Genomic DNA, 24,754 nt, shown 5'->3' with positions numbered 1-24,754 from the left:
AGAAGTTATAAAGATTGTTAATGTTTGTCAATATTAGTCTGTCAAAAAAGCTGAAACAAATAATAGAAGAGAAACTGTTGTTTGGGAATAGACTAACGCCGGAATTAGTGGCCATCCTAACGGTTTATTTTGTCCAGGGGATTTTAGGATTGGCAAGACTGGCAGTTAGTTTCTTCCTAAAGGACGATTTACACTTGTCACCGGCCCAGGTTTCTCTTCTGATGGGTATAGCCGCCCTTCCTTGGGTAACAAAACCCCTTATTGGCTTTTTCAGTGACGGCAGACCCATTTTTGGGTATCGTCGTCGTAGTTATATTGTATTATCAGGTTTTTTGGGGGCATTGGCGTGGTTGAGTTTAGCCACTATAGTGAATGATTTGATAGGGGCAATAATAGCCATTTTAGGCACCTCCTTATCAGTGGCAATGAGTGATGTAATAGTAGACTCAGTGGTGGTTGAAAGGGCTAAGTCTGAATCATTAGCGAAAGCCGGCTCACTACAGTCACTGACATGGGGGTTTTCTGCCTTAGGGGGGATTATAACTGCTTATTTCAGTGGTTTATTGTTGGAATACCTTAGCAATAGACAGGTATTTCTGATAACCGCCTGTTTTCCCCTTCTGGTGGTGGCAGTGGCCTGGTTAATTGTGGAAAAACCCGTAAGCCAACCAGTAGACTTTTCTTGGCAAATTAGGCAATTATGGGATACTTTTCGGCAAAAATCCATTCTTGCGCCTGTAGCTTTTATTTTTCTGTGGCAGGCTACTCCTAGTGCTGATTCTGCCTTTTTCTTTTTCAGCACCAATGAATTGGGTTTCTCTTCGGAATTTCTGGGCAGGGTGAGACTAGTTACCAGCATTGCCTCCTTATTAGGGATATGGTGTTATCAGAAATGGCTAAAACAGCTTTCCTTCAGGGTAGTGTTAGGCAGTGGGGTAGTTTTATCCTCCCTATTGGGCATGACAACCCTGATTCTGGTTACCCATCTCAATCGCAAATTAGGGATAGACGATCATTGGTTTAGTTTGGGGGACAGTCTAATTTTAACAGTGGTGGGACAAATTGCCTTTATGCCCGTTTTAGTGCTATCTGCTCGTCTTTGTCCAGAGGGCATTGAGGCTAGTTTCTTTGCCCTATTGATGTCCATTTATAATCTAGCAGGTTTGATTTCTCACGAAGGAGGGGCATTATTAACCCATCTGTTGGGGGTTACGGAGAACAATTTTGACAATCTCTGGTTGCTGCTGGTAATTACTAACCTGTCCACCCTTTTACCTCTACCCCTAATTAACTTTCTTCCTGCCGGCGATATTCAACGAACATCCCATCCCGAAAACCTACCGCCTTCCGAAATTTACGAACATCATACCCCCGGCGAGGTACTGGGGGGTCAAATCTTACCAGAAGTCTTGGTGGAGGTTGATTTCTCTTCCCCCTCTTCCCCTCCTGCTGGGGATAACTAGGGCCTCTAATCCCCTTATTCCCGGGATGGAGGCCTTCTCCATGGGACAGATTCTCAGAAAAGGGCTAATACTTAAAGGGTACGGTCTTTTGGAAAGATAGAAGAATATGGACAAATACAGGCTTATTGATGAGAAATCAGGCTTGCCAATGAGAATAAGAGAGCTATAAGGGGCATCAGGGGGTTAAAAAGAAGGCTGAGGAACCTGGTATAAGCCTTGTGTACTCATCGCCAAAAAGTCCTGAGCCCAAAAAGTGGATAAAGATGTGTTTAGGGGTGTTTGCCATGAGTTTGCAGGGAGTCTTAGCCTTTGTAGAGGGGCTTAAAGGCTCCAGTCTGCCATCTTTCTGCATGAGGTATTGTTTTACACTATATATTGTCCATTGGCCAGACAAGTAAAAATAAATATGAATATAGATGCACTGGTGGACGAGGCGGAGAGGGAATTATGGCCTACTTTTGCCCAGATAGATCAACAAGTGAAATACCATCTGGAAAGGATTTTAAGTGCCTTCCGAGACAATGGGGTGGGGGTACACCATTTTGCCAGTGTCAGCGGCTATGGGCATAACGACTTGGGGAGAGAAGTTTTAGACAGGGTGTTTGCCCAGGTGTTTGGTGCGGATTCGGCGGCGGTGAGAGTCCAATTTGTCTCTGGCACCCATGCCATAGCCTGTTGTCTATACGGCATACTGCGACCAGGTGACGAAATGTTGGCAGTGGCAGGCCCGCCCTATGACACCTTGGAAGAGGTAATAGGCATAAGGGGCGAAGGTCAAGGTAGTCTAAGGGAATGGGGGGTCAAATACAGACAACTGTCTCTGACACCAGAAGGTATTATAGACTGGAAAGCCCTATCCACCGCCGTTACCCCGGGAACAAAACTCGTTTTCATCCAAAGATCCTGCGGTTATTCTTGGCGACAAAGTTTGTCTGTGGCAGATATTGAACAAATTGTCAAGATAGTAAAACAACAAAATCCTAACACCGTCTGCATGGTGGACAACTGTTATGGGGAATTCATCGAAAAATATGAGCCGACGGCAGTGGGGGCGGATTTGATAGCAGGATCCCTCATCAAAAATCCGGGGGGTACAATTGTTACTGCGGGGGGATACGTGGCAGGGAGGGCAGACTTAGTAGAAAAGGCTTGTTGTCGTCTGACGGCCCCGGGGATTGGCAGTAGTGGTGGGGCTACCTTTGACCAAAATCGTCTTCTGTTTCAGGGGCTTTTCCTGGCACCCCAGATGGTGGCAGAGGCGATGAAAGGGGGGCATCTTATTGCCTATGTCTTCTCCCGTCTAGGTTATGAGGTTAATCCTCTCCCCTTTGCTCCCCGTCGTGATATTATCCAAGCTGTTAAGCTGGGCACCCCCGAAAAGTTGATTGCCTTTTGCCGTGCCATACAACGTAATTCCCCCGTAGGGGCTTATCTAGACCCAGTGCCAGCCCAAATGCCAGGGTATGAGAGTGATTTGGTGATGGCTGGGGGTACTTTTATTGATGGTAGTACATCCGAATTCTCAGCTGATGGTCCCTTGCGCCCTCCCTATATAGTATTCTGTCAGGGGGGCACCCATTGGACCCATGTGTCTATCGCCCTCAGGGCTGCTCTAAAGGCCATTTTGGACTAGGGATTGGCAATGGGGCTGAGTTTCAAGTCTGGGTAGTCTTCCTGAATTTGATTCAGATTCCAGGTATTCCGGAATAATATTACTGGTCTATTACGAGAGTCTTTCACAATAAGAGTGTTAAACAGACGCCCAACCTTTTTCAGGGCTTCCCAACCGTCTACTACCCAACGAGCGACGGTGAAGGGGAGGGGCTCAAGATTTGTTTCTACATTGTACTCACTAGACAAACGATATTGTACAACTTCGAACTGCAGTTGTCCTACAGCGGCGAGAATGGGATCTCTGATAAACTCGTCCACAGCATACATTATTTGGATAGCCCCCTCCTCTTGTAGTTGGGCAATGCCTTTTTGGAATTGTTTGAATTTGGAGGGGTTAGGGTTTTTTATGTAGGCAAACAATTCCGGAGAAAAGGAGGGTATCCCCTCATATTCTATCTTCTGTCCTAAGTAGATGGTGTCCCCTATGGCAAATATCCCCGGATTGTTTAAGCCAATTATATCACCGGGATAGGCCTCTTCTATGGATTTCCTTTCTTGGCCAAATAGCTTCTGGGGATGTGACAGTCGTATTGTCCTTCCCAGGCGGGCATGGTTGACTGTCATATCTTTTTCAAACTTACCAGTACATACCCTCACAAAGGCCACTCTATCCCGATGTTTGGGATCCATGTTAGCCTGTAGTTTAAATACAAAACCGGAAAAATAGGGATGGGTGGGCTCTAATTGTCCCATGTTACACTTGCGGGGGGTAGGGGGCAAGGCATAGTCCAAAAAGGTTTCCAAAAACAGACGCACCCCGAAATTAGTCATGGCACTGCCGAAGAATACTGGTGTCATCTTGCCGGCATGAACCTCTTCTAGATTGAAGGGGCATCCCACCTCATCTAGTATTTCCAACTCCTCTCGCAGTTTACAGTATAAATCCGGCTCGATGTAGTCTTTTATCCGCAAATCCCCTTCTGCAATGACAATCTCTTCTGCCTGTTTGCTTCCATGGGCTACTCTTTCAAACAGATAATAATTACGGGATAGACGACAAAATACCCCTCTAAAGGTGTCTCCACTGCCTATGGGGTAGTTTACCGGATAGGTTTTCAACCCCAATTCTTTTTCAATCTCATCCAACAACTCCAGGGGTTCCCTTCCCGGTCTATCCATCTTGTTTACAAATGTAAATATAGGTATAGACCTCATCTTGCATACTTCAAAAAGCTTACGGGTTTGAGGCTCTAACCCCTTGGCGGCATCGATTAACATTACCGCATTGTCTGCCGCTGCTAGGGTGCGATAGGTATCCTCACTGAAGTCTTGGTGTCCTGGAGTGTCTAACAGGTTAATACAATAATGTTTATACTCAAATTGTAACACGGTGGAGGTGATGGAAATCCCCCGTTGTCTTTCCAACTCCATCCAGTCGGAAGTGACCTTTTTTTGTTCACGTCTAGCCTTTACGGCGCCAGCTTCTTGGATTGCGCCCCCATACAGCAGTAGTTTTTCTGTAAGGGTTGTTTTCCCAGCATCTGGGTGGGAGATGATGGCAAAATTTCTTCTCCTGCTAATCTCTTGTTTTAATTTCTCTTCTGGTGTGGCAGACATACTTCTCCTTTTTTATTTTATTTTCTCCAAGGGGATAGACGTACTATTTTTCCTCTCTTGTGGTCAGAATAGCAACTAAAACTACCAAGGTCACCTGGTTATACCTAGTTTATTTATTGTTACTTTTTTTTGCATTTTTTGAGAGTATAATTGAATTTTCCCCTGGAACATTGTATCATAACATAGAGTAGTAATGGGGAGTATATGGCCAGAAAAAAGACAAATCAGGAAATCGCCATTGAGGAGGAAAGACTAAAACAAATACACCTGCTTTTAGAACAATTATTTAAAAGGGAAGAGGTTACAGCCAAAGCGATTGTTGGTTGTCTATACGATATTGCTACCATCAATCTTATTAACAAATACATACCTTTTTGGGGAATTAATCCTACTGTTAAATATCTTACTCGTTTTCCCCGTCCCGTTGCCCAGTGGTTGGGGGTAAAATTGTATCTACAACCAAAGTGCCCTAAACTAATAACAGATTGGCTTTATTCTCTAGTAGAATTTCCTCCTCAGCCGCCGCAGCATGCCAACTCCCAAGTGCTAGCCACAGACTCATCGGTTATTCTAGAGAAAAACCTACAGGAAATCAAGTCCCTCCGTCAGAAAGTACAGTTTTTGACTGGCACCCTTATAACTACAGTGGTGGTGTTTACTGGTAGTTTTTTTTGGATTGCCCACAATTTGCACCTCAATCCCATAGAATTACTCTCCCCGACTTCTTCTAATTCTAGAGATGAACGAGTTTTGTCGCCTCTGAGGCAGAGGATTTTTTCAGTCCAAAATTAGTTTTAGGATGGATAAATCATCATTAAAATTGGGGGACCTATTGATAGCTTTAACCTGTTCTATTATTCTTTCTAGGTTTCCCCGGTGTTTGCCATGATTTTCTAGTAAAAGATGAAGAAAATTAGTCAAGCCAAAAACGGTGCCGTTTTCCTGAGGAATTTCATAAATGCCATCACTGAAAACGTATAAAAAACTATTTGTAGGAATCTGACACACCCTTTCCTCAAATTGGACATCTTCAATCATGCCAATGGGTAAACCTGGAGTGTGTAATGTCTTGTATTGCCACTGTTGCCCCTCCTTATAGATTAACACTGCGGGGGGGTGTCCCGCAGAGGCATAGGCCAACTCCCTGGTGTTGACATTATAGACTCCATACCATATGGTAAAATAGTTGGGGCGTTCTCCGTCTATTTGGAAGAGTCTATTCAATTCCTCTAAAATCGTCCAGGGCAGATAGGGATCTGTATTATACAGTGAGTTGTTTCGTACTAAGTTTAACACGGACACGGACAACAAGGCGGAATGAATCCCATGTCCTGCCACATCTAACAAGTAAACTACAAATGTTTCCTCGTCCAACCAATAATAGTCGAAAATGTCCCCCCCCAGTTTAGCACAGGGGATAAATTTTTGTTCCACCCTAATGCCCTGTTTTTCCGGAGATGGTAGTAGTGACAACACATACTCTGAGGCAATTTGTAGTTCCGATTGTAATAACAAATTAGTAGCCTTTAGTTCTTCTTCTGCCCGTTTTCTTTTGACAAACTGTCCAATTTGATTCCCAAGTTTAGCTATGTCCTTCAACAGTTCGTAGTCATATTCTATGGGTCTGCGGGAGTAAAACGCCATTAATCCTATATTTTCTTCCCCACTTTTAACGGTAAATAGAAACACCAGTCTTATCTTCTTACAGTTGGGATAACACAACAATTTTTGCTCATCTAGTTCCCTTTCATCGTAATTTAAATCCCATTTTTCCCAGGGGATTGGCTTTACTTCTTCCTCTCTTTTTTTTACCACCTCTAATATTTCTGGCTCATTAATGTGCCAGAGATTCTGCGGATATATTAGATTAGCCTCTGGTTTTAATTCCCAATAATCAGCGATTTCTGCTCCTATATTTTCGGCCAGATTTTCCAAAATTTTTTCGATTCCTTCCTCCTGGGTTTCCGCCTCGGCAAGGATTTTAATTACATCCCTTTCAACAGCCTGATATAGTTCAATTCTTTTTCTGTCAGTGATGTCATTAATTGTCCCAGAAATACCGACAATTTCCCCGTTAGTGATAATAGGAGAGGCAGAAATGCGCATCCAGCCAAAATTGCCATTGGGTTTTACATACCGCACTTGGCATCTTTTTGGGGGGGTGTTTTCCTCGGCTTGAAGGAGGCATTTCCAATAGTTTTTATAGATTTTTTGATCCTCGGGGTAAATATAAATCAAAAGGGGTTTACCCAGACAAGATTCTGGAGGTAGACTAGTTAATTCTTCCCAGGCAGGATTGAGAAATGTTAAATTCCCCTCTCTGTCGGCGTAGAATATTACCTCCTTAAGATTTTCTACTAAAAGACGATACTTTTCCTCACTTTCTTTTAAGGCTTTTTCTGCCTTTTTCACTTCTAACAGATAGCGGAGACGACGACATAGTACTGCGGGATTGATGGGTTTAGTAAGAAAATCGGTGGCGCCTACCTCATAGGCCTGATTTACTGATTCAAAGTCGTCTAATCCTGTTATCATTAGAATGGGGATGTCTCGATAGTAGGGGGATTGTCTCAAACTGCGACAACACTCAAATCCATCCATCACCGGCATCAGGGCGTCCAACAATACCATGTCCGCCTTTACATGAGAGGATAAGTCTAGGCATTCTTTGCCGTTTTCCGCCTCTATCACCTCATAGCCGTCTTTTCTCAGAATCCTACTGAGGTATTTTCTACTGGTAGACTCGTCGTCGGCAATCAGGATTACATTTTTTCTCCCACTGGGTTTAGACATGGAAAGGCATCACCTTTGCGGAGAGAGTATAAAAACAAAATCATCCCACAGTCGCTCCTGACAGACAATTATATACCCTAATGGGAGCGGTTAACTACCAGTACTATAGTCTAATTCCTAGCTCCGTATTATGCCCTCGTCATACTGCCTGCTGGGATTATATTTTAAGAAAATTAACAGAAATTTTTGTTATCCTATTAGACAGAGATTTTGGGGAGAAAAAGAGATGAGACAAGGTTTGAATTTATCCTTTTTAAACGGCTTTGGGAGTTTGATGCGGGCCCTAGGTGTGGCTTTGATGAAATTTGGCCCCGTTTATTTCCTTATTTTCATAGCCTATGGGGATAAATTTTTGCCCTCTCCCCTCAAACAGTGGAGTTATAATACTAGAACCACCATCAACAGTGTCCTGATAGGCTCTGTGAATTTAGAGGGTTTGAGGAATACAAAATATAATAACAAAAGGTCAGACCAGATTGTAGATGAGTACATGAATAAAAAATAGGCAAAAAAAGGAACTTTTACTGTCAACAATCCGTCGGCTAAGCCAAAATTTAGGGGGAAATCCCATGGGGAAAAAGTGTCGGAGAAGACTACTTTACTGTCTCCTCTCTCTCACCATAGCCGTCAGTATTGTCGTCACTAACCTTCAAGTAAGTGGGGCAATACCCTGGGGAGAGTTAATACTGAGGGGAATTCAGTTTATCCAAATCAGCAACCTCAGCGAGAAACAAGAGGTGGAAATAGGCAGTCGCATCCGGGAAGGACTATTATCCCAGGGTAAGATAGTATTATACCAGGAGCCGGAACTAAATGCCTATGTGAGGGAAATAGGTTGGCGACTGGCAAAGGTAAGTAAAAGACCAAACCTGCCCTATAGTTTTGAAGTGGTGGATGACTCCCAAATCAACGCCTTTGCCACCATGGGGGGGTTTGTCTACCTCAATACGGGATTGATTGCTGCCGCAGACAATGAGGCCCAATTGGCTAGTGTAATCGCTCATGAAATAGGACATATAGTAGCACGCCACTCACAGAAAAAACTACAACAACAGGCAATTACTCAAGGATTGTTAACAGCGGCTGGTCTGGAACAGTCCAAACTGGTACAATTGGGGGTCACTCTTGCCGTAAGTCTTCCCTATAGCCGCAAAGACGAAATGGAAGCCGATAGCCTGGGTTTGGAAATGCTACAGGCTGCCGGTTATGCCCCTGGTGCTATGGTTGATTTCATGAATAAGTTGGCTCAGCGAGGTAAAAATAATTTCCCCAGTTGGCTTAGCACACACCCCGCTGCCGTAGAAAGGGCAAAGGCTTTGGCGCAAAAAATCCCCCCCCTGCTTGCCTATCAGGGAGACGGTTTAGACGAAAATTATTATCGTTTTCGCACCCGCTCTCTACGAGCCCGTAAGTAGGGCAGTCTTCTCCCCGGGGCATATTATACGCCTGGTGGTTTCTTTTTTTTTGGCCCTTTTGTTAAATTTGGTAAAATAAATATTAAAAAATGTAAAATAGGGAACAGAAGACTTGACAAAGTTGACGTTTTAATATCCATGTGTTAGCTTAAAAATAACGGGCTCAATGGAGGTATAGCATATGGAACTATCAGGGAATCTTACCCTAGAACAACAGTTTAAGTTACAGGTTTTGAAGGAGCAAGTGAAAAAACTGAGTAAAGAGGAAGCACAAGAGTATCTGATTGAGCTTTTCCGCCAAATGATGGTAAAGGACAATCTAATCAGGCAAATTCTCAAAAATGTCTAAGAAACCCCCCGAAAAAGGGGTGGGATATTTTCTCTCACTCTCCCTACCCCCAACAAAACCTTTTATAGATTCACCCAATTCTATTGTAGCCCCTTTCCTCCCCTTTTCCCCCAGCTCTATTAAACATTTTCCTCCTCCATACACGGTAAGCTGGATGGTAGACAAGGTGATGTGAAAGGGGTCATGTCATTTTCATCCCAAAAGGGTTTAGTTAATCTGCGGGGGGTTAATCATTATTACGAGTGGGTTGGCTATTCTGACTCTTTCCCCTCCAAGCCGGTGATGGTTTTTCTCCACGGTTGGGGAGGTTCCTGTCGTTACTGGCGTAGCATTGCCGAATTATTAGCCCCCGACTATGACTGTCTACTATACGATCTAAGGGGTTTTGGTCGCTCCAGGGAGAATAACAGGGTTGCTATTGGCTACGAGTTGGAGGATTATGCTGAGGATTTATATTTGCTATTGGAGGCATTTAATTTAGACAAGGTTTATCTTCATGCCCATTCCATGGGAGCTTCTATTGCCCTAACATTTCTTACTATTGTCCCAGAAAGGGTACAAAAGGCCATTCTAGTTTGCAATGGTGTTTATACCTATAATCCTCTTACTTTTAATCTCTTTTACAGGGCCAGTATTTCTGTGATAAAATCCAGGGGGCAGTGGCTTCTTAAAATCCCTTTTGCTGATAGAATTTTCATGTCTAGATTCCTCCATAAGCCTATACCAAAACCCATGTATTCATGCTTCCTTGAGGACTTTCTCTTAGCAGAAGAGAAGGCTGCTATTAACACTATTTTTTCTTCTGTTAATCAGAAAAATGTGGAGATAATGCCTCGTCGTTTTGCCCAGATTTCTATCCCCACTTTAATGATTTCTGGAGAAAAAGACAGAATAATACCCGCCTCTCTTGCCAAAAAGGCAGTGGCTTTAAACAAGAAGAATATTGTCTATCACGAAATACCTAATACTGGACATTTTCCCATGTTAGAGGCGCCAAATCAATACCTTGATGTAGTCGAAAACTTCCTCAACGCCTCGCCATCATGAGTCTATGTGATGCCGCCAATGCTGGTATCCTTCAAGAAATGTCTAATACTGTTGCCAATTCCTTCTGCTGCTACTGTTTGAGTGGGATTATTTACGATTTGATTCACCAGTGTTTCCCCTCTGCCAACATTCCCTCTAATTTTTCTCTCTGTTTATCCCGGGATACAACTTCTTTCACCTATAACACCCCCCTGGGTAATTTTTTGCCGTTATCTTCCCTCCAGGAAATTTGTCTTTTCTGCCAACAACACTATAATCTATTCCACATAGAGGCTACTTTGTCTAATGACAGGTGGTTGAAGTTTACCTTACACCCCCCTGTTATAAGTCAATGGCTGAATACTCTCACCTCACTCTCCGCAATAACCGATTACTACACCCCTGCTGCCATAGCCAAGGCCACAGTTAGTAGACAGAAACAATTGCGGTTTATCCACTATTATACCCATGCTCGTTGTTGTTCTATACTAAGGGATGCTCATTTACAACAGATAATTGCTTTGGATAATTTGGATTTCCGGCTAAATCAGTGGCAACTGTTAAACCCCTCCTTCATCGACTACACCTGTCTGGATTTATCCAACTCCCATGAGGCTTCCTTGGTAAGGCAAATAGTTATAATCTGTGAAATGATATATAGGCAAAAGAATTTTTCCCTCGCCGCCGTTGACAATCTGGGGAAGGCTATTTTAGATGTAGAATGTCATGGTCGGATTTGGGGAGAAACTCTCAGAAAACACAAGAATTTATCTCTTGCCAGACTGGGATTGTTTGTGATTGGCCTTAAATTCTATCAGTTTCTAGTCTATCACCACTACCATGCCCAATTGCCCTCTGAGATTTGAAGATTTGTTTTGAGGGTTTTTTTGTCTGTTTGTGTCTATGTTGCCTGAAGGATGTTATTGGGAGGTGACAAGATGAGGAAAGTGATAATAAATGAAAAGCGGCATACTTGTTTTTATTTCCACATTTGATTATTCAATGCTAGTGACAGACAGCTTTATAATTCTAGTTTGTAATGGAGCAGAATATAAGACGGTAAAACGTGGTTTGAGGGATACGAGTCTGTCTGACAGAATCATCCCTATACCCATAGGTATCCAGGCAGTATACCGCTTTTTGGAGACATCAAATATAGACAAAAACACACCAGTTATATTGCTGGGATTGGCGGGAAGTTTGTCTAAGGAATACTCAGTGGGAGATGTAGTGGTTTATGACAGTTGTTGTTATTTGGAAAAAGGAAAGTTACTGACTAAACCCTGTAATGGGATGCTAAAAAACTATCTTGTTAAACGACTAAATGCTTCTACAGTCGGGGGGATTACTAGTGATATTTTACTGTGGGAGTCTAGCCAGAAAAAGAGACTATTCCAACAGTCTCAGGCTATGGTGGTGGATATGGAAAGTTTTGCCATTTTGAGTTATTTTGCCACTGCAGCGGTTGTTAGGGTTGTTAGTGATGGAGTGGATGACAATCTCCCCCAGTTAAATCAGGCTATCACCCCTACTGGAGAATTGGATGGTGTCAGAATGTTTTTTGCCTTCTTACGACAGCCAGTAAGGGGAATTAAACTTGTCAAAAACAGTCTAATCAGCCTGAGAAAACTAGAAGCGGTTGTAAGAAAGTTGGGGGATGGGGGATAGGGGTATTGGCGACATTTTTACTGATTGAGACGAACATCAGACAAATGACTCCCACTCCAATTTACAACAATCTACAACACCTGGCAAGAGAATTTGTCCTGGTAAGACACTGGGGTGACTATTCTAACATATGCTTATCCCCACAGATGCCTGACGAAATTTTACTGGCATATAATCTTCCTAGTAATGGTAGAGGGATATTGATTGGGGGTGTGTTTTTTGCTTTCCCGTTTTTCCCGTTACTGCCGGCAAGAGACATTCTCCAAGAGAATAGTCTAATCACCTTGGAAAAACTAGAAGCATGTTTAGGAGATATCCCTGGTGAAAATTAGGTAAAACAAGCTGGGGTGTTGGGTGGCAGTTGTCAAGAGAGGCTATATCAAGAAACTAATTTGCCTTTTTACAGATAGCTAGCAGGGGGTATAAAATCACTAACTTCTAAGACAACTAGCCTAAAAAAAAGACACTATTCGATACACGATGGTTGAAATAGACATCCCTGTTGGGAAGTGTGAGAGGGCTTTGACTTGTTTAAAATGGTAGATGGGTAGGTGATATTTCCCTTTGTTTTCCTGCAATGGCGACAGCTGAAAACTGGAAAAGAGGATTAAACTACTAAAGAAAACATACGAAACGTAGTCTAACCAGCCTAAAGAAACCCAGCCTAGAGAAACAGTTGTCAGATAGATTCCCACTGCTGGCAAGGAGGGTTAAATTCCCGAAACAGAGAAACAGTTGTAGGAGATATCCCGATATTGGTTGGCAGGGGAAGTTGAATTATGGAAACAGAGAAGGGGTTGTAAGAAATATTCTCACCCGAGATGGAGATAGAAGCAGTCAAACTGGCAAGAAAAATGTAGAAGTTGCTAGAAAAATTTTACTATAGGCTTACACGGACACCATATAGCCTTCACCCCCCAGGAGGCGACGGCAGACAAAGGCAGTTAAACTGGTGAAAAACATAGTCTAATCATCCAAAACCAGAAATTATTGTTAAAGACACTTCTCCTACCTACGGGTGGTAGGGAAAGTTAAATTCCCGAAATAGAGAAACAGTTGCGGGAAATATTTTTACCAGCAATACGATTTTCCATGGAATAATCAGCCTCAAACTGGAAACAGTTATTAGGGACATTTTGGCTGACAAAAGCCGACAAGGAAAGTTATACTCCCAGTCAAGACTAGCTAACAGACAGTGGAAACAGACGTCAAGTGGCTGATTCATACTCCACCACTCACCTGCTATGCTGACTAGAGTTTCTGCCGAATGGTGGAGGATGTGATGTCTTTTTACTCGTCTGCAACGGCTGGTGGGGAGATGGGGACCCATTCTAGTCTGCCTAATAGCGTTTGTCAAGGAGTTGGGTGTGTTTTTTGCCTTTTTGTGACGGCAGACAGTAACAGTAGGCAGGGAAAAGTCAGACTGATACCTGAAAGCAATAGAGACACTGGAAAGTAGCCGCTAGAGTATATAAGAGTATGTGAGTATAAAAAAAGTGTCTACTGGCTGTCTAGCTGCAGGGGGAAGTCATGAAAATAGAAACCACATATAGTATGCCTGAAGGAAATAGAGGCAGTTGTTAGAAGATGGCTTGACTGTGATACTGACTAAAATATCTACAAAGAAAGGACAGTGTTTTTATCTGTCCAAAAAGGCAGATGGGGGAAATTATAATCAGACTGGTGAGATTTTTCAAAAAAAGCAGGTTGGCAGACTTATAGGGGGTGGATTTTTTGCTTTTTTTGTAAAGTTAGACAATAACAGCAAGAAGGGAAAAAACAGTATTAGCAAAGCTTGAGGAGGATGGGGTGGCTGTTGAGGGTAGCAACTGGGAAACCCATTAAACTGTCTTGGGGAATATCTAAAATTGTTTAGTGACAGGTGTCTGGTGAGGGAATTGGGAAAGATTATAGTCGTCAGGAGGTTAGGAAAATTTCATAAAAGCAAGAGAAATCAAACCGGCGAAAAAATAGCATAAAGCCTGGAGAAAGCATAGGCGAAATGTCTAAAAGTATCCATTAGAGGATGTGTAGCAGGTAGGTGAGAATTTTTGTTGGCTTGCCACAGCCGACAACAGCCGACAAGGACAAGAGGTATAATCGGGCAGTGTGGGAGAATGGGATAAGTAGTAAAAAACATTTTCACTGGTGATTGATACCAACGTCAAACAATTAATCCATACTTCTACTAGATGCCATGCCGATTAAAATGTCTGCCGAATGGGGAGTGTTTCTTACTAGTTTAAAAGTTTAAAAGAGATTTAAAAAGACGAGAGGAATTATATTGGCAAGGCAAATATGATAATCAGACTAACAGCAGACAAGGAAAGGCTGAGGAGAGGGGATGTCTTTCGCCTTTTCATTTCCAACAGGGGAAAGTAACTGTAATGCCTCTCTGGTAGTAGCCATAAGCCAACAGAGACATCAGGAAACCACAATGCCCACCTCGAAGTGGCATACTAAATCCATAATAAACCTTAAGAAACCTGAACAAGAGTAATTATCAGGTGATACAGACATGGTAAAACTAAAATGCCAACTCCTAACTGGAATAGTTGTTGGGGTAGGTGTGGGGTGTTTTTTTGCCTTTTTACCAATGGCAGACAAGGGAAAAAACCACTAACCAATATAACTCGCCCAAAAGGGATATCGGGGTATTATTGCTGATAGTTAAGACAAGTATCGAAACCCGATTATTATTTCCACTAGTGTTTTTGCCTTATTACTCATAAAAATGGATAAAGGGAGTTTTCAGGGGGGATTTCTTTTTGTTTTCCTGCAACCACTGGCAAGACAAGGGAAGTAATGGGGTAAAAAAAAAATAGTGTAAGGGGGAGAAGGTAGAGACAGTTGTCAAAATTTACCACCTCGGCAAACTGATTAGTTCAATTAGTTAAAATGTCCAATGGGGCTAATGAAGAGTATCTAAAAGTCTCCAGTGAAAAACGCCCGCGGGGTGGTGGTTTTTTGCCTGTCTGAATAAAACAAATAAAACGGCAGACAAAGGCATTTAGACTAGTAGGTGAAGGGCTCATTGCAATCATAAGGGGGTAGAATTGAAAAAATAATGGGGGGGATTTTTAGCTTTTTGTAATGGTAGACAATAACAAATAGCAGGAGAGAGAAATTAGACTGGGGAAAAACATAATATAAAGCCAGAAGCAAATGGAAACAGTTGCAGGGGGATATCAACTGGGAAAGTGAATTAATTTAAGTAGTGTGTATTGGGAGACGTCTAAAAGTGTCTAGTGGAGGGTGTCTAGGGGTGGGGGGTTTTTTTCCTTGTTTAAAAACAGCCGGCGCCAGAAAAGACAAAATTGCCAAAAAACAATATCAACCAAGCCAAGTGGCGAGGCGGAATTGCTGACAAATAACATGACTAGTCTGAAAAAGTAAAAGTGATTGTCAGCCAAGACAAACGTCAAAAAACTGATTGACGTCTCTGACAGGGTGAATTTTAACCCCCAGGCGAGATTGTAATTCTCCTAGTGTCATGTCATCCAGGAATTTATCCTCGTCGTGTTTCAACATAATTGCGGGTAGAATAATCTCTTTTAGAGGCTGACGCTTCTGCAGATGAAATAATAAATCCTCGCCGGTAAGCAATCCTGTGACTGTAATTTTTTGACCCCAATAAATGCTATTCAAAGCCACTAATTCTACCTGTAGATTTTCTACTCGATTCAACATTTCTACCAGGGGTTGGAAGGCCTTTTCTACTGCATTGCCCACAACCCAAAAAAACTCTTTCTTTTGAGGAATTTTTGTGGGCAATCTTTTCCGAGCAATGGTTTCAAACTCCCTGAGGAAAAGTCGAATTGAGCCAACACCATTGCCGATTTGCGGATAGTCTTCATAATGGGATTCTGGGGGCAATTCTTCTTGGGCAATTAAAAACCATTCATCAGCTAACCAAGCAAAATTAGAACCACATTTTCTCTTAAATTCTATCTGTAATTGTTGCACCTGCTGGATGACTTCCCTTGCTTTTTCCCTGGTAACAGGTATTAATTCATCTCCTGGTGGCCGAAATTTGGTCAACCCCACCGGCACAACTGCTACACTAATTACTGCGGGTATTTCTCCTTTGTGGAAAGAAAACAAATCTAACAAAGTAGTGGTTAAGTGTTGCCCGTCATTAATATTAGGACAAACTACGACTTGGGCGTGAATTTGTAGTCGTCTTTCTTCGAACCAGGCTATTTGTTTTTTTATCTCTCCTGCCCGAGGATTTTTTAACAATCTTATCCTTATATCAGGCTCTGTAGCATGAACAGATACATAAAGAGGAGAAAGACGCATTTTCTCAATTCTTTCCCACTCTTTTGGGGTCAAATTGGTCAAAGTCAAGTAGCTACCATAGAGAAAACTAAGACGATAATCATCATCCTTGAGATAGAGTGTTTTCCTTTTGCCAGGCGGCTGCTGGTCAATAAAACAAAAAGGACACTTATTATTACACTGAATTAAACCATCAAAAAGCGCCGTTTCAAACTCTAGCCCCAAATCCTCATCATAGTCTTTTTCTATCTCTATAAAGTGAGTGTTACCCCATCTGTCTATGACTTCTAACTGCAAGTATTCGTCAGCACATAAAAATTGGTAGTCAATCAAATCCCTTGGCTTAACGCCATTAATACTGACAATCTTGTCTCCCACCTCAAAACCAATTTCGGCGGCAATGGAGTTGGGGATAACACGACTGATGACGGCAGGTTTCATGATGCTTTTATCAGATTTACCCAGACAGTATGGCAAAATCGCCAAAAATTCGATAAACTATTTATTAGTTTACAAAACTTAACTTGCTTTTGGGGCCGTAGCTCAGTAGGATAGAGCAAGCGCCTCCTAAGCGCTGTGCCGGCAGTTCGATTCTGCCCGGTCCCGTGTCTTTACTAATTTGTAGCACGAAAGAGACGAAAATAATTCCAGTAGTTGCCAAAGACGGTTTCTACGTAGTTTTTGGTTTCGGGGAAGGGGATGTTTTCCACGAATTCGTCTAAGTCGGCAAGGGAATAACGACTAATCCAATTACTAACATTACCAGGTCCAGCATTATAACTGGCTATGGCTAAAAGGGAGTTATTATTAAAGGTATCATGGGTATAGGCCAAATACCATGTGCCCATCTGAATATTGTCTTCGGGGCGGGTGAGGGAGTATTGTTGTAGTTTGATTTGCGGTGCAATCCACTGGGCGGTGGCGGGCATTATTTGCATCAAGCCGATGGCGCCGGCGGGGGATTTAATATCCTTCTCGAAGCGGGATTCCTGACGGATTAAGGCTATTACCAGGAGGGGGTTTATTTTTCTTTTCTCCGACCACTTTAGGATTATATCCTTATAGGGGAAGGGGAATAGGGCATACCAATATTCTGGACTTTCTCGCAACAGCCGCCATTGTTCATAGTCTTCTGGCTTAGTGCGGTTTCTTAGATTTAAAATATCATTGATTCCCTCTAAGTATTTACCCTGAATTTGTTTAAGGACACCCAGGACAAATTGCTCAGAAACACTGAGTTCCTTTTTGTCGGCTATTTCCGCCTGGAATAAGTCAATGGCGGTAGAGTCTTCTCCCAACAGGAATAATTCCTTGAATTGGGGGGATCCGGCTGGTAAAATGGGACGAGTGGAGGGGAAAGAAAGGTTAAAGGTGAGGTAGCGGAGATTGTGGAAGTCACCAGCTTCTTTTTTGCCCAGTTTTACTGCGGAACGCCAGGCATAATAGGAATAGGGGTAGTTTTGTAGGACGTATTCATATGCTTTGATGGCTTCCTGCTGCTGCCCCAGTTTTTCTGCCCATTTGCCTACCCAGAATGCGGCCCTGGGGGCTAAAATACTGTCAGGGTTGTAGACACTAATTTGTCTTGCCCACTGCCAGGCGGAGGTATAATCTCCTTTGTTGGCATATTCCTGGGCGATTTGCCAGCGAAAGTGGGCGGCTTCTTCACTGTTAGGGAATTCTTTAAGGAGTCTATCTCTTGTGGCAGTGGCATCGGAGTAGCGTTTAAGGCGGGTGAGGATAGTAAATTTTTGTTTCAGGGCGGCGGGGATTTCTTCTGGGAATTTTTTATCTACTTTGTTAAGATAGGAAAGGGCTTCATCGCCACTGGTGAGGCTTGCAAGACGTCTGTAGGCTAAGCCGGCGTTAGGGGAGGAGGGAAACTGTTTAACTAGTTGTAAATAGGCGGTTTTTGCTTCTCTTTGTCTGTTTGCCAACTGATAACTACGGGCAATGCGATATAGGTTTTCTGGGGTTTTGCCTGCTTTTTGATAGGCTGTAGCGGCGGCGAGATAATTCCCTGTCTGCCAGTAGAAGTTGCCAATGACATCCCAGTCTTCGGTAGACAGTTGGGGGGCGAAATTTTGCACCAGTCTATCCACTATACTCTTATTTTCGGGGATAATTTGGTATTTGGCCAGTACTAGATATAATTCCTTCCGTTGGGGGTTAGTTTCTAAGAGTTGCTTAGCTATTTGGTGACTGCGGGGGTGTTGGGGGAATTCTGTAATAGCCTTTTCCCAGTATTCGGGTTGATATTTGCCTAACTTGTAATAGGTTTCGGCGAGGATGGGATTTGTGGGGTATTGGGATATTAATTTTTCCCAGGTTTTAATAGCCTTTTCTGTATCGTTGGTTAATTCATGGGCTCTTCCTTGTAGGAGAATGATATAGGGGGCGAGAATGTGGTATTCTTTTTCTAGATTTTGCAAAAGGGGTAGGGCCTTGCCACCGTCTAATTCTCCTCTGATTATATCCAGTGCCAGGAGGTATCTTGCCCTACTTCTGTCGAGGGAGATTTTTTTTTCGTTGGCAATGGCTAGGAGTTTTTCTCTCCTCTGCTGGGGGGGTAAGTCAACGAGGGGTAAAACTCTGGAGGAGGAGGTGAGGGTATACTGGGTTTTATCACTATAGCGGGAGGCGACTATTTGCTCAAACATTCGTAGTAATTCTGGCGTCAAAGCAGTTGCACCGGCTATACTCATTAGAATTAGTAAAATTGCACCAATGGGCCACGTCTTCTTTTTTTTCGCCATTGTAAGCTGAGTGTCTGATTGGTTTTATTGCTTGATAATACTGGTATACTGTCTGAGAAAATCCATATTCATTAGTACCATTTTCTCTTATAACCATGAAAGTGCCACCTTTATTCCTTTGTTTTCTTACTCTAATGGTGGGGGTAACTGGGTATGGTGTCTCTTACCGGCTTAATGCACAAGAGAAGGAGATAACAGGGATGCCGCAAAAGTTGCCGGTGGAGGCAATGCTGCTGGTGGGGGGGAAGCAAATCGAGTTGGAGGTGGCAAAAACGCCCCAACAACAACAACTGGGATTGATGTTTCGCCCCTTTCTTCCTCCTAACCGGGGGATGCTATTTCCCTTTCAACCGGCTAGTCTTGTGACTTTTTGGATGAAAAATGTCCTTATCCCTCTGGATATGATTTTTGTGGCTGATGGCACTGTTGTCCAGATATATCACTCCTTACCGCCGTGCTACAGAGAACCTTGTCCTCTTTATCACTCTGACACCCCTGTCGACTACGTCATTGAATTGGCGGGGGGTAGGGCACAACAGTTGAATATCCGCCGGGGAGATAAATTGACGATAAAAATGCTATCTTCCCCTGCACAATCTGAAAATTAATGGCAAAATAGGAAATAATGATGTATAATACCCCCCCCGGGTTCTAAAAGGTCACTCCTTTCCCATCACCCCTATACATACGGCTGTGACTGACTCAGCAATACTGTTTGTTAAAGAAACAGAGTCTGGGTGACTATCCTCCAGCCGCGTCGGTGGGGTAAAGCTTAAAATCTAGTACAACAAAATACATACATAATCAAAAACTAAAAGGGTAGACAAACCATAGTAGTCCACTCGCCACCGGGTGGTGGTAACCTTTTTTGCCAGTTGATTTTTTAGAAATTTTTTAGGAAATAAATTTTTTTTTTGCCCTAAGATAATTTTCTAACAGAATAGTGAAAAATAGGGCTAATTTTCCTACAATAAGCCACCGAATGGGGGGAAAAAGTTAAACAAATTTAAAACAAATTTAAGAATATTAACGGGTGGAGAGGAGTGCTTATGATTATGATTTTTAAACCTTGTACTATTTTGAAGTTCATGGAGAGGATATGCCTAGCAAGACCTATCAGCGTTTCATCCAATTCCTTCAAGAGGAAATAAATCTATCTCAGGACTCCATTGCCATGGCACAAAAGACGGTGGAAGAAAATTTGGGCCTGATGCCGGTAGTATTGTGGCAATATGGCCTGGTGAATATCGAACAATTAAACAAAATCTATGAGTGGCTGGAAAAGGCATAATGCCTCTTCCCTTCGGCAGCCTAGGGGGGTGTTATTGTGTGGGGTAAAAGATGCCGAAGACTGAGGTGTATCCGTGCAAAAAAGTACTACTGCCGAGGGGGCCAATCTCACCATTACAGAAAAAGCCGCCTAGGGGGATGCCGGGGAAATAGTCGGAAAATAACTGGGAATCGAAGTTGGGTTGTTTATATAAGCCTTCGCCACGCCCCAAACAGGAAAACATGAGTGCGCCCAAGGGGTGGGAGGATTGACGGTAGCTGTAGTTGACCAGTAGTGTTTCCAGTTCGTCAGCTGAGGCTTTGGCGTCTCTAAGGTGAAATTGTACTCTCTGTCCTGGCCTAATTCTATTTCCTAGGGCAAGGGCTCCGTATTTGGGTTCTACTCCAATGAGGTTACGGATAAGAAAGTCGCCTGCTCCTAATTCTAATTGGAATTCGTCCTTAGCAATACCGATGAAAAGGGAATGTGTTGCCAATTTTTGTTCTGTTGGGGAAAGGGTGGCGATGAGGCGGCGTAAACAGTTTAGGGCGGTGTCGCTATTGCCACTGCTGTCAGACATTTCTAGGATAATATTTTTTTCGGCTTTGGTGACCTGATAAATCTGGCCTACGGGGCGACAACCCTGGGCAACAATGGCGTCCACTGCCACCCCTGATATGGCCACGCCGATGGCGCCCCTGGTGAGGAGTTGCCGTTTGGAATTACCGCCGTCATAATAGAATAGGGCACTGGTGCTGGCTAGGCCTCCGATTTTCACTGTTTTGGGATAGGCGTAATCTAGTCCTTCTAACAATTCGTTGATTCTACTGGCAAAAAAGGACTCTGCCAGGAGGATGAAATTGGGTTTTTCTTGGGCGTCTACCCCTATCAAATCATACCAGGCGGAGGGGGGACTGTCTAAATCGGGGAGATTTTCAGAGAGGATGTGGAATGGAGTTACCTTTGCCCCGCTCAAAGTTGCTACTGTCAGACTTAAACCGCATTTCCCCTCCATCTCCACTGGTTGATTGGCGTTTTTCATGCCGATGACGCCGACGGCGCCACAACCGATTACACAGGGAATGGGTAATTGTTTCTGCAACAGTGGCATGAGGCGGGAGTAGTCATTGGCATAGGTGACAGAGGCAAAGATTATACCTAAGTCTGGGGTGGAGGTTAGCTGGGTTTTGATTATTTCTACCACTTCCGCCACTGCTTCTTCGAGGGAGGGTTTAGTAGAGAGGGCATTTACCCATTGCATCCTTTCAGACATGTCTTTCCACCATCAATGGGGGTTTTTCAATTATCTCTTATTTCTAGGTTATCCTCAACGGGGGGTGCGGACAATTCCCCCCAATTACCTGACATGAATGAATTGGCTAGAATTTGCCAGCTAGGGCGTTTTTACAACGGGCGCAAATTAGGGGCTCATCCTCAAAACTGCCCACAGTGGTGGAATAGTTCCAACAACGATGGCATTTTTGCCCATCAGCCTTGACTACCGCCACTTTCAAAAGGGTATCAGTGAGGGGTATTTCGCCCTTGTATTCACTGGCTTGTAGGGAGGATTGTTCTGTGACTAATTCTACCTGGGATACAAGTAGAAGATAACGTAATTCGTCTACCCTATTGCCCTCATTTACCTCTTCGACGGGGTTGAGGCTATGGAGGGTTTCCAGCCAGTTGCCGGTGGTGTCATGTATCAATATTTTGGCTTCTAGAGATGCCCCTATTAGTTTGCCATTTCTGGCTTCTTCTAATACCTTGTTCACCCCTGTGCGGATTTTGCGTAAATCGGTCCATTTTGCCTCCTCAACGGGGCTTAACACCCATTTAGGTTCTAATTTGACCCAACCGGCCTGAAATACGGATAGATGGGATTTGGGGTAGGGGAGATTTTGCCATATATCTTCTGCCATGTGACATAATACAGGAGCAATGGCCTTAGTGAGGTTTTCTAGGATAATGGCCATTACTGTCTGACAGCTACGACGGCGTTTTGAGTTGGCGTGGGAGATGTAAAGACGGTCTTTGGCTATATCTAGGTAGAAGTTAGAGAGGTCTACTACACAGTAATTCTGTATTTTTTGGAAGAATTTAAAGAACTGGTAGTTTTCAAAAGCATCGGTGATTTCGCTAAAAACTTTATAGGTTTCGTGGAGAATGTATTGGTCGAGCTGAGGTAATTCTTCGTAGGGTACGGAGTGTTTTTCTGGTTCAAAATCGTGGAGGTTGCCGAGGAGAAAGCGGGCGGTGTTACGAATCTTGCGGTAGACATCGGCTAGTTGTTTGATGATGTTATCGCCAATGCGGACATCGGTGGAGTAGTCGGCGGAGGAAACCCAGAGGCGTAAAACGTCTGCCCCATAGGGAGGTTGTTCTTTTTGGTTTTTGCCGCCGTTAATGATAACATTAGGATCTACCACATTGCCGAGGGATTTGCTCATTTTATTGCCCTTTTCATCCAGGACAAAACCATGGGTTATAACGGTTTTGTAGGGGGCAATGCCGTTAACTGCTACACTGGTGAGAAGACTAGACTGAAACCAGCCGCGGTGTTGGTCAGATCCCTCTAAATACATGTCTGCGGGGTATTTCAATTCTGGTCGTTGTTTGACTACTGCCGCCCAGGAGGTACCGGAATCGAACCAAACATCCATGGTATCGGTGCCTTTGCGGTATTTTCTGCCGTTTTTGCGGTATTTTTCCGGCAACAATTCTTCCACTGACAATTCCCACCAGGCATCGGAGCCTTTTTGTCTTATAATGTCCCGGACATGGTTAATGGTTTCTTCATTTAAAAGGGGTTCATTGGTTTCCTCGTCGTAGAATACAGGGATAGGCACTCCCCAACTTCTCTGACGGGAAATACACCAGTCACCTCGTTCACTTACCATGGGGGTAATGCGGTTTTCTCCTTGGGGAGGAATCCAGGTGACGGTTTTGATGGCTTTTAGGGCTGCTTCTCGGAAACCGTCTATAGAGGCAAACCATTGTTCAGTGGCGCGGAAGATGGTAGGTTTTTTGGTACGCCAGTCATAGGGGTATTTGTGGACATAGTCTTCTTCCTTCAAAAGACAGTTTTTGGCGGCCAAGGCGGCGATAATGGCGCCATTAGCGTCTTTTAGGACGTTCAGACCTGCAAATTCTCCGGCTTCCTCGGTAAAATAGCCCTTTTCATCTACTGGGGATAGGACGGGCAAATTGTACTTCTGGCCCGTCATGAAGTCCTCAAGGCCATGGCCTGGTGCTGTGTGTACCAGCCCTGTCCCTGATTCTGTAGTAATATAGTCACCGCCAATAACTACAGGACTTTCCCGGTCAAAGAGGGGGTGACGGTAAAAACAGTATTCCAGGTCTGCCCCTTTGACGGTGGTTTTAACGGTTAATTGTAGTCCGAGGGTATCTCTAAGTTTTTGCACTAGGTCTAGGGCGACGATAAGGTATTTTGCCCCTTGCCAGTTGCCCTCTACTTCCACCACGGCATAGGTCAAATCGCCATTGACTGCCACCGCTAGATTTCCTGGGATTGTCCAGGGTGTGGTTGTCCAGATGGCCACTGCCAAGTCTGGCATGAAGGGGGATAGATGAGAAAGTTTATCATTTAGCCTGAGAAGGGGGAAGGTGGCATAGATGCTTCGAGAGACATGTCCTTCGGGGTATTCCAATTCGGCTTCAGCGAGGGCTGTTTGGGAACTTGGACTCCAGTGTACGGGTTTTAGGCCTCTGTATATATAGCCCTTGAGAGCCATTTGTCCGAATACTTCTATTTGTGCTGCTTCATATTCTGGTTGTAGGGTCAAGTAGGGATTATCCCAGTCGCCCCAGACTCCATAACGTTGGAATCCTTCTGACTGTTCTTTTTGGGTTTTAAGGGCGAATTCCTTTGCTTTTCTCCTCAGTTCCAGGGGTGTTAGACTTTCTCTTTCTTTCCCTGACATCCCCTGTAGTACTTTTAGTTCTATGGGCAGTCCGTGACAGTCCCATCCTGGCACATAACGAACTTTATATCCTTGTAAGATCTTGTACTTGTTGATAATATCTTTGAGGATTTTGTTGAGGGCATGTCCCATGTGGAGGCTGCCATTGGCATAGGGGGGGCCATCATGCAACACGAATACTTCTTTTGGGTTTTTTGCTGCTAATTCTTCATATATTCTGTTTTCCCGCCAAAACTTTTGGATTTCTGGTTCTCTCTTTGCCGCATTTGCCCGCATTTCAAACTTTGTTTTCGGCAGATTTACTGTGTCTTTGTAACTCTTCTCTTCCATATCCTTTCCCTTTCTCCTTGGGGAGCCTATTTCTATATGCCCCTAGCTTATCATCATAGGTCCTTTTTATTTTACGTTTACTAGCTCCTCTTTATGTGCTTCCTTTTGCTTTTTTTCTTCCCCTTTGTTGATATCCTTTCTTATTTAAATTATTTGCAGCACAGCTGTTTGAGCAATTTACCCTACATTGCCCCACTCTTTTACTCTCTCTATCCTAGCCCCCTCCCCCTT

19 protein-coding genes and 1 tRNA gene are annotated in these 24,754 nt (G+C 43.6%); 13 read left to right on the top strand and 7 right to left on the bottom strand.

Annotated features, from left to right (window positions below; genetic code table 11):
- Positions 1-20 precede the first annotated feature (20 nt).
- Together IGQ44_00220 and IGQ44_00215 are read left to right on the top strand one after the other, a co-directional pair.
- On the top strand, positions 21-1,463 hold the full coding sequence (locus IGQ44_00220) for a folate/biopterin family MFS transporter (protein HIK36407.1): 1,443 nt from the start codon (positions 21-23) through the stop codon (positions 1,461-1,463).
- A gap of 406 nt (positions 1,464-1,869) precedes the next feature.
- Positions 1,870-3,096: a methionine gamma-lyase family protein gene (locus IGQ44_00215; GenBank protein HIK36406.1), complete on the top strand. Its 1,227-nt coding sequence runs from the start codon at positions 1,870-1,872 to the stop codon at positions 3,094-3,096.
- On the opposite strand, the gene prfC is transcribed toward IGQ44_00215, so the two are convergent.
- Positions 3,093-4,694, bottom strand: a complete 1,602-nt coding sequence (prfC, locus tag IGQ44_00210) for a peptide chain release factor 3 (GenBank protein HIK36405.1) — start codon at positions 4,692-4,694, stop codon at positions 3,093-3,095. The two genes, IGQ44_00215 and prfC, sit on opposite strands and share 4 nt — an antisense overlap.
- A 204-nt stretch (positions 4,695-4,898) precedes the next feature.
- On the opposite strand from prfC, the gene IGQ44_00205 reads away from it, so the two are divergent.
- The gene (locus tag IGQ44_00205; protein ID HIK36404.1) at positions 4,899-5,486 is read left to right on the top strand and encodes a hypothetical protein; all 588 of its coding nucleotides are present in this window, start codon (positions 4,899-4,901) and stop codon (positions 5,484-5,486) included.
- Here the strand turns inward: IGQ44_00205 and IGQ44_00200 are convergent.
- Positions 5,472-7,487 (bottom strand): SpoIIE family protein phosphatase, encoded by a 2,016-nt coding sequence (locus IGQ44_00200; protein ID HIK36403.1) that lies wholly within the window; start codon positions 7,485-7,487, stop codon positions 5,472-5,474. The genes IGQ44_00205 and IGQ44_00200 overlap by 15 nt on opposite strands.
- Before the next feature lie 226 nt (positions 7,488-7,713).
- Between IGQ44_00200 and IGQ44_00195 the strand changes: the two genes are divergently transcribed.
- The 7 genes from IGQ44_00195 (at position 7,714) to IGQ44_00165 (ending at position 12,277) form a co-directional block, all read left to right on the top strand.
- Complete coding sequence (locus tag IGQ44_00195; protein HIK36402.1) at positions 7,714-7,992, top strand: hypothetical protein; 279 nt, start codon at positions 7,714-7,716, stop codon at positions 7,990-7,992.
- A gap of 64 nt (positions 7,993-8,056) precedes the next feature.
- Positions 8,057-8,902 (top strand): M48 family metalloprotease, encoded by an 846-nt coding sequence (locus IGQ44_00190; GenBank protein ID HIK36401.1) that lies wholly within the window; start codon positions 8,057-8,059, stop codon positions 8,900-8,902.
- 181 nt (positions 8,903-9,083) lie between these two features.
- Positions 9,084-9,251, top strand: coding sequence for an NblA/ycf18 family protein (locus tag IGQ44_00185; GenBank protein HIK36400.1), 168 nt, complete (start codon positions 9,084-9,086; stop codon positions 9,249-9,251).
- A 183-nt stretch (positions 9,252-9,434) separates the two neighbouring features.
- A complete protein-coding gene (locus IGQ44_00180) occupies positions 9,435-10,298 on the top strand; it encodes an alpha/beta hydrolase (protein HIK36399.1) in 864 nt (287 codons plus the stop codon).
- On the top strand, positions 10,295-11,143 hold the full coding sequence (locus IGQ44_00175) for a hypothetical protein (protein HIK36398.1): 849 nt from the start codon (positions 10,295-10,297) through the stop codon (positions 11,141-11,143). Before IGQ44_00180 ends, IGQ44_00175 begins: the two co-directional genes overlap by 4 nt.
- A 136-nt stretch (positions 11,144-11,279) precedes the next feature.
- On the top strand, positions 11,280-11,945 hold the full coding sequence (locus IGQ44_00170; GenBank protein ID HIK36397.1) for a hypothetical protein: 666 nt from the start codon (positions 11,280-11,282) through the stop codon (positions 11,943-11,945).
- 5 nt (positions 11,946-11,950) lie between these two features.
- Positions 11,951-12,277, top strand: coding sequence for a hypothetical protein (locus tag IGQ44_00165; protein ID HIK36396.1), 327 nt, complete (start codon positions 11,951-11,953; stop codon positions 12,275-12,277).
- 680 nt (positions 12,278-12,957) lie between these two features.
- Here IGQ44_00165 and IGQ44_00160 read toward each other — a convergent pair.
- The gene (locus IGQ44_00160; GenBank protein ID HIK36395.1) at positions 12,958-13,275 is read right to left on the bottom strand and encodes a hypothetical protein; all 318 of its coding nucleotides are present in this window, start codon (positions 13,273-13,275) and stop codon (positions 12,958-12,960) included.
- 2,075 nt (positions 13,276-15,350) lie between these two features.
- Positions 15,351-16,667: a TIGR03279 family radical SAM protein gene (locus tag IGQ44_00155; GenBank protein ID HIK36394.1), complete on the bottom strand. Its 1,317-nt coding sequence runs from the start codon at positions 16,665-16,667 to the stop codon at positions 15,351-15,353.
- Between the two features lie 91 nt (positions 16,668-16,758).
- Between IGQ44_00155 and IGQ44_00150 the strand changes: the two genes are divergently transcribed.
- Positions 16,759-16,832 (top strand) — tRNA-Arg (locus IGQ44_00150).
- A gap of 8 nt (positions 16,833-16,840) precedes the next feature.
- On the opposite strand, the gene IGQ44_00145 is transcribed toward IGQ44_00150, so the two are convergent.
- A complete protein-coding gene (locus IGQ44_00145) occupies positions 16,841-18,982 on the bottom strand; it encodes a transglycosylase SLT domain-containing protein (GenBank protein ID HIK36393.1) in 2,142 nt (713 codons plus the stop codon).
- Positions 18,983-19,077: 95 nt separating this feature from the next.
- Here IGQ44_00145 and IGQ44_00140 point away from each other — a divergent pair, with 95 nt between their 5' ends.
- Both IGQ44_00140 and IGQ44_00135 read left to right on the top strand, forming a co-directional pair.
- Complete coding sequence (locus tag IGQ44_00140; protein ID HIK36392.1) at positions 19,078-19,590, top strand: DUF192 domain-containing protein; 513 nt, start codon at positions 19,078-19,080, stop codon at positions 19,588-19,590.
- Between the two features lie 491 nt (positions 19,591-20,081).
- The gene (locus IGQ44_00135) at positions 20,082-20,273 is read left to right on the top strand and encodes a DUF2949 domain-containing protein (GenBank protein ID HIK36391.1); all 192 of its coding nucleotides are present in this window, start codon (positions 20,082-20,084) and stop codon (positions 20,271-20,273) included.
- A gap of 31 nt (positions 20,274-20,304) precedes the next feature.
- Here the strand turns inward: IGQ44_00135 and IGQ44_00130 are convergent, their stop codons facing one another.
- On the bottom strand, positions 20,305-21,525 hold the full coding sequence (locus IGQ44_00130; GenBank protein HIK36390.1) for an FIST C-terminal domain-containing protein: 1,221 nt from the start codon (positions 21,523-21,525) through the stop codon (positions 20,305-20,307).
- Between the two features lie 106 nt (positions 21,526-21,631).
- A complete protein-coding gene (gene ileS, locus IGQ44_00125; protein ID HIK36389.1) occupies positions 21,632-24,523 on the bottom strand; it encodes an isoleucine--tRNA ligase in 2,892 nt (963 codons plus the stop codon).
- Positions 24,524-24,754: the final 231 nt, after the last annotated feature.

The sequence above is a fragment of the Geminocystis sp. M7585_C2015_104 genome (assembly GCA_015295805.1).
Lineage (GTDB): Bacteria > Cyanobacteriota > Cyanobacteriia > Cyanobacteriales > Cyanobacteriaceae > DVEF01.
Note: the sequence above shows the minus strand (reverse complement) of the source record. Positions and strands in the feature narration are given on the sequence as shown.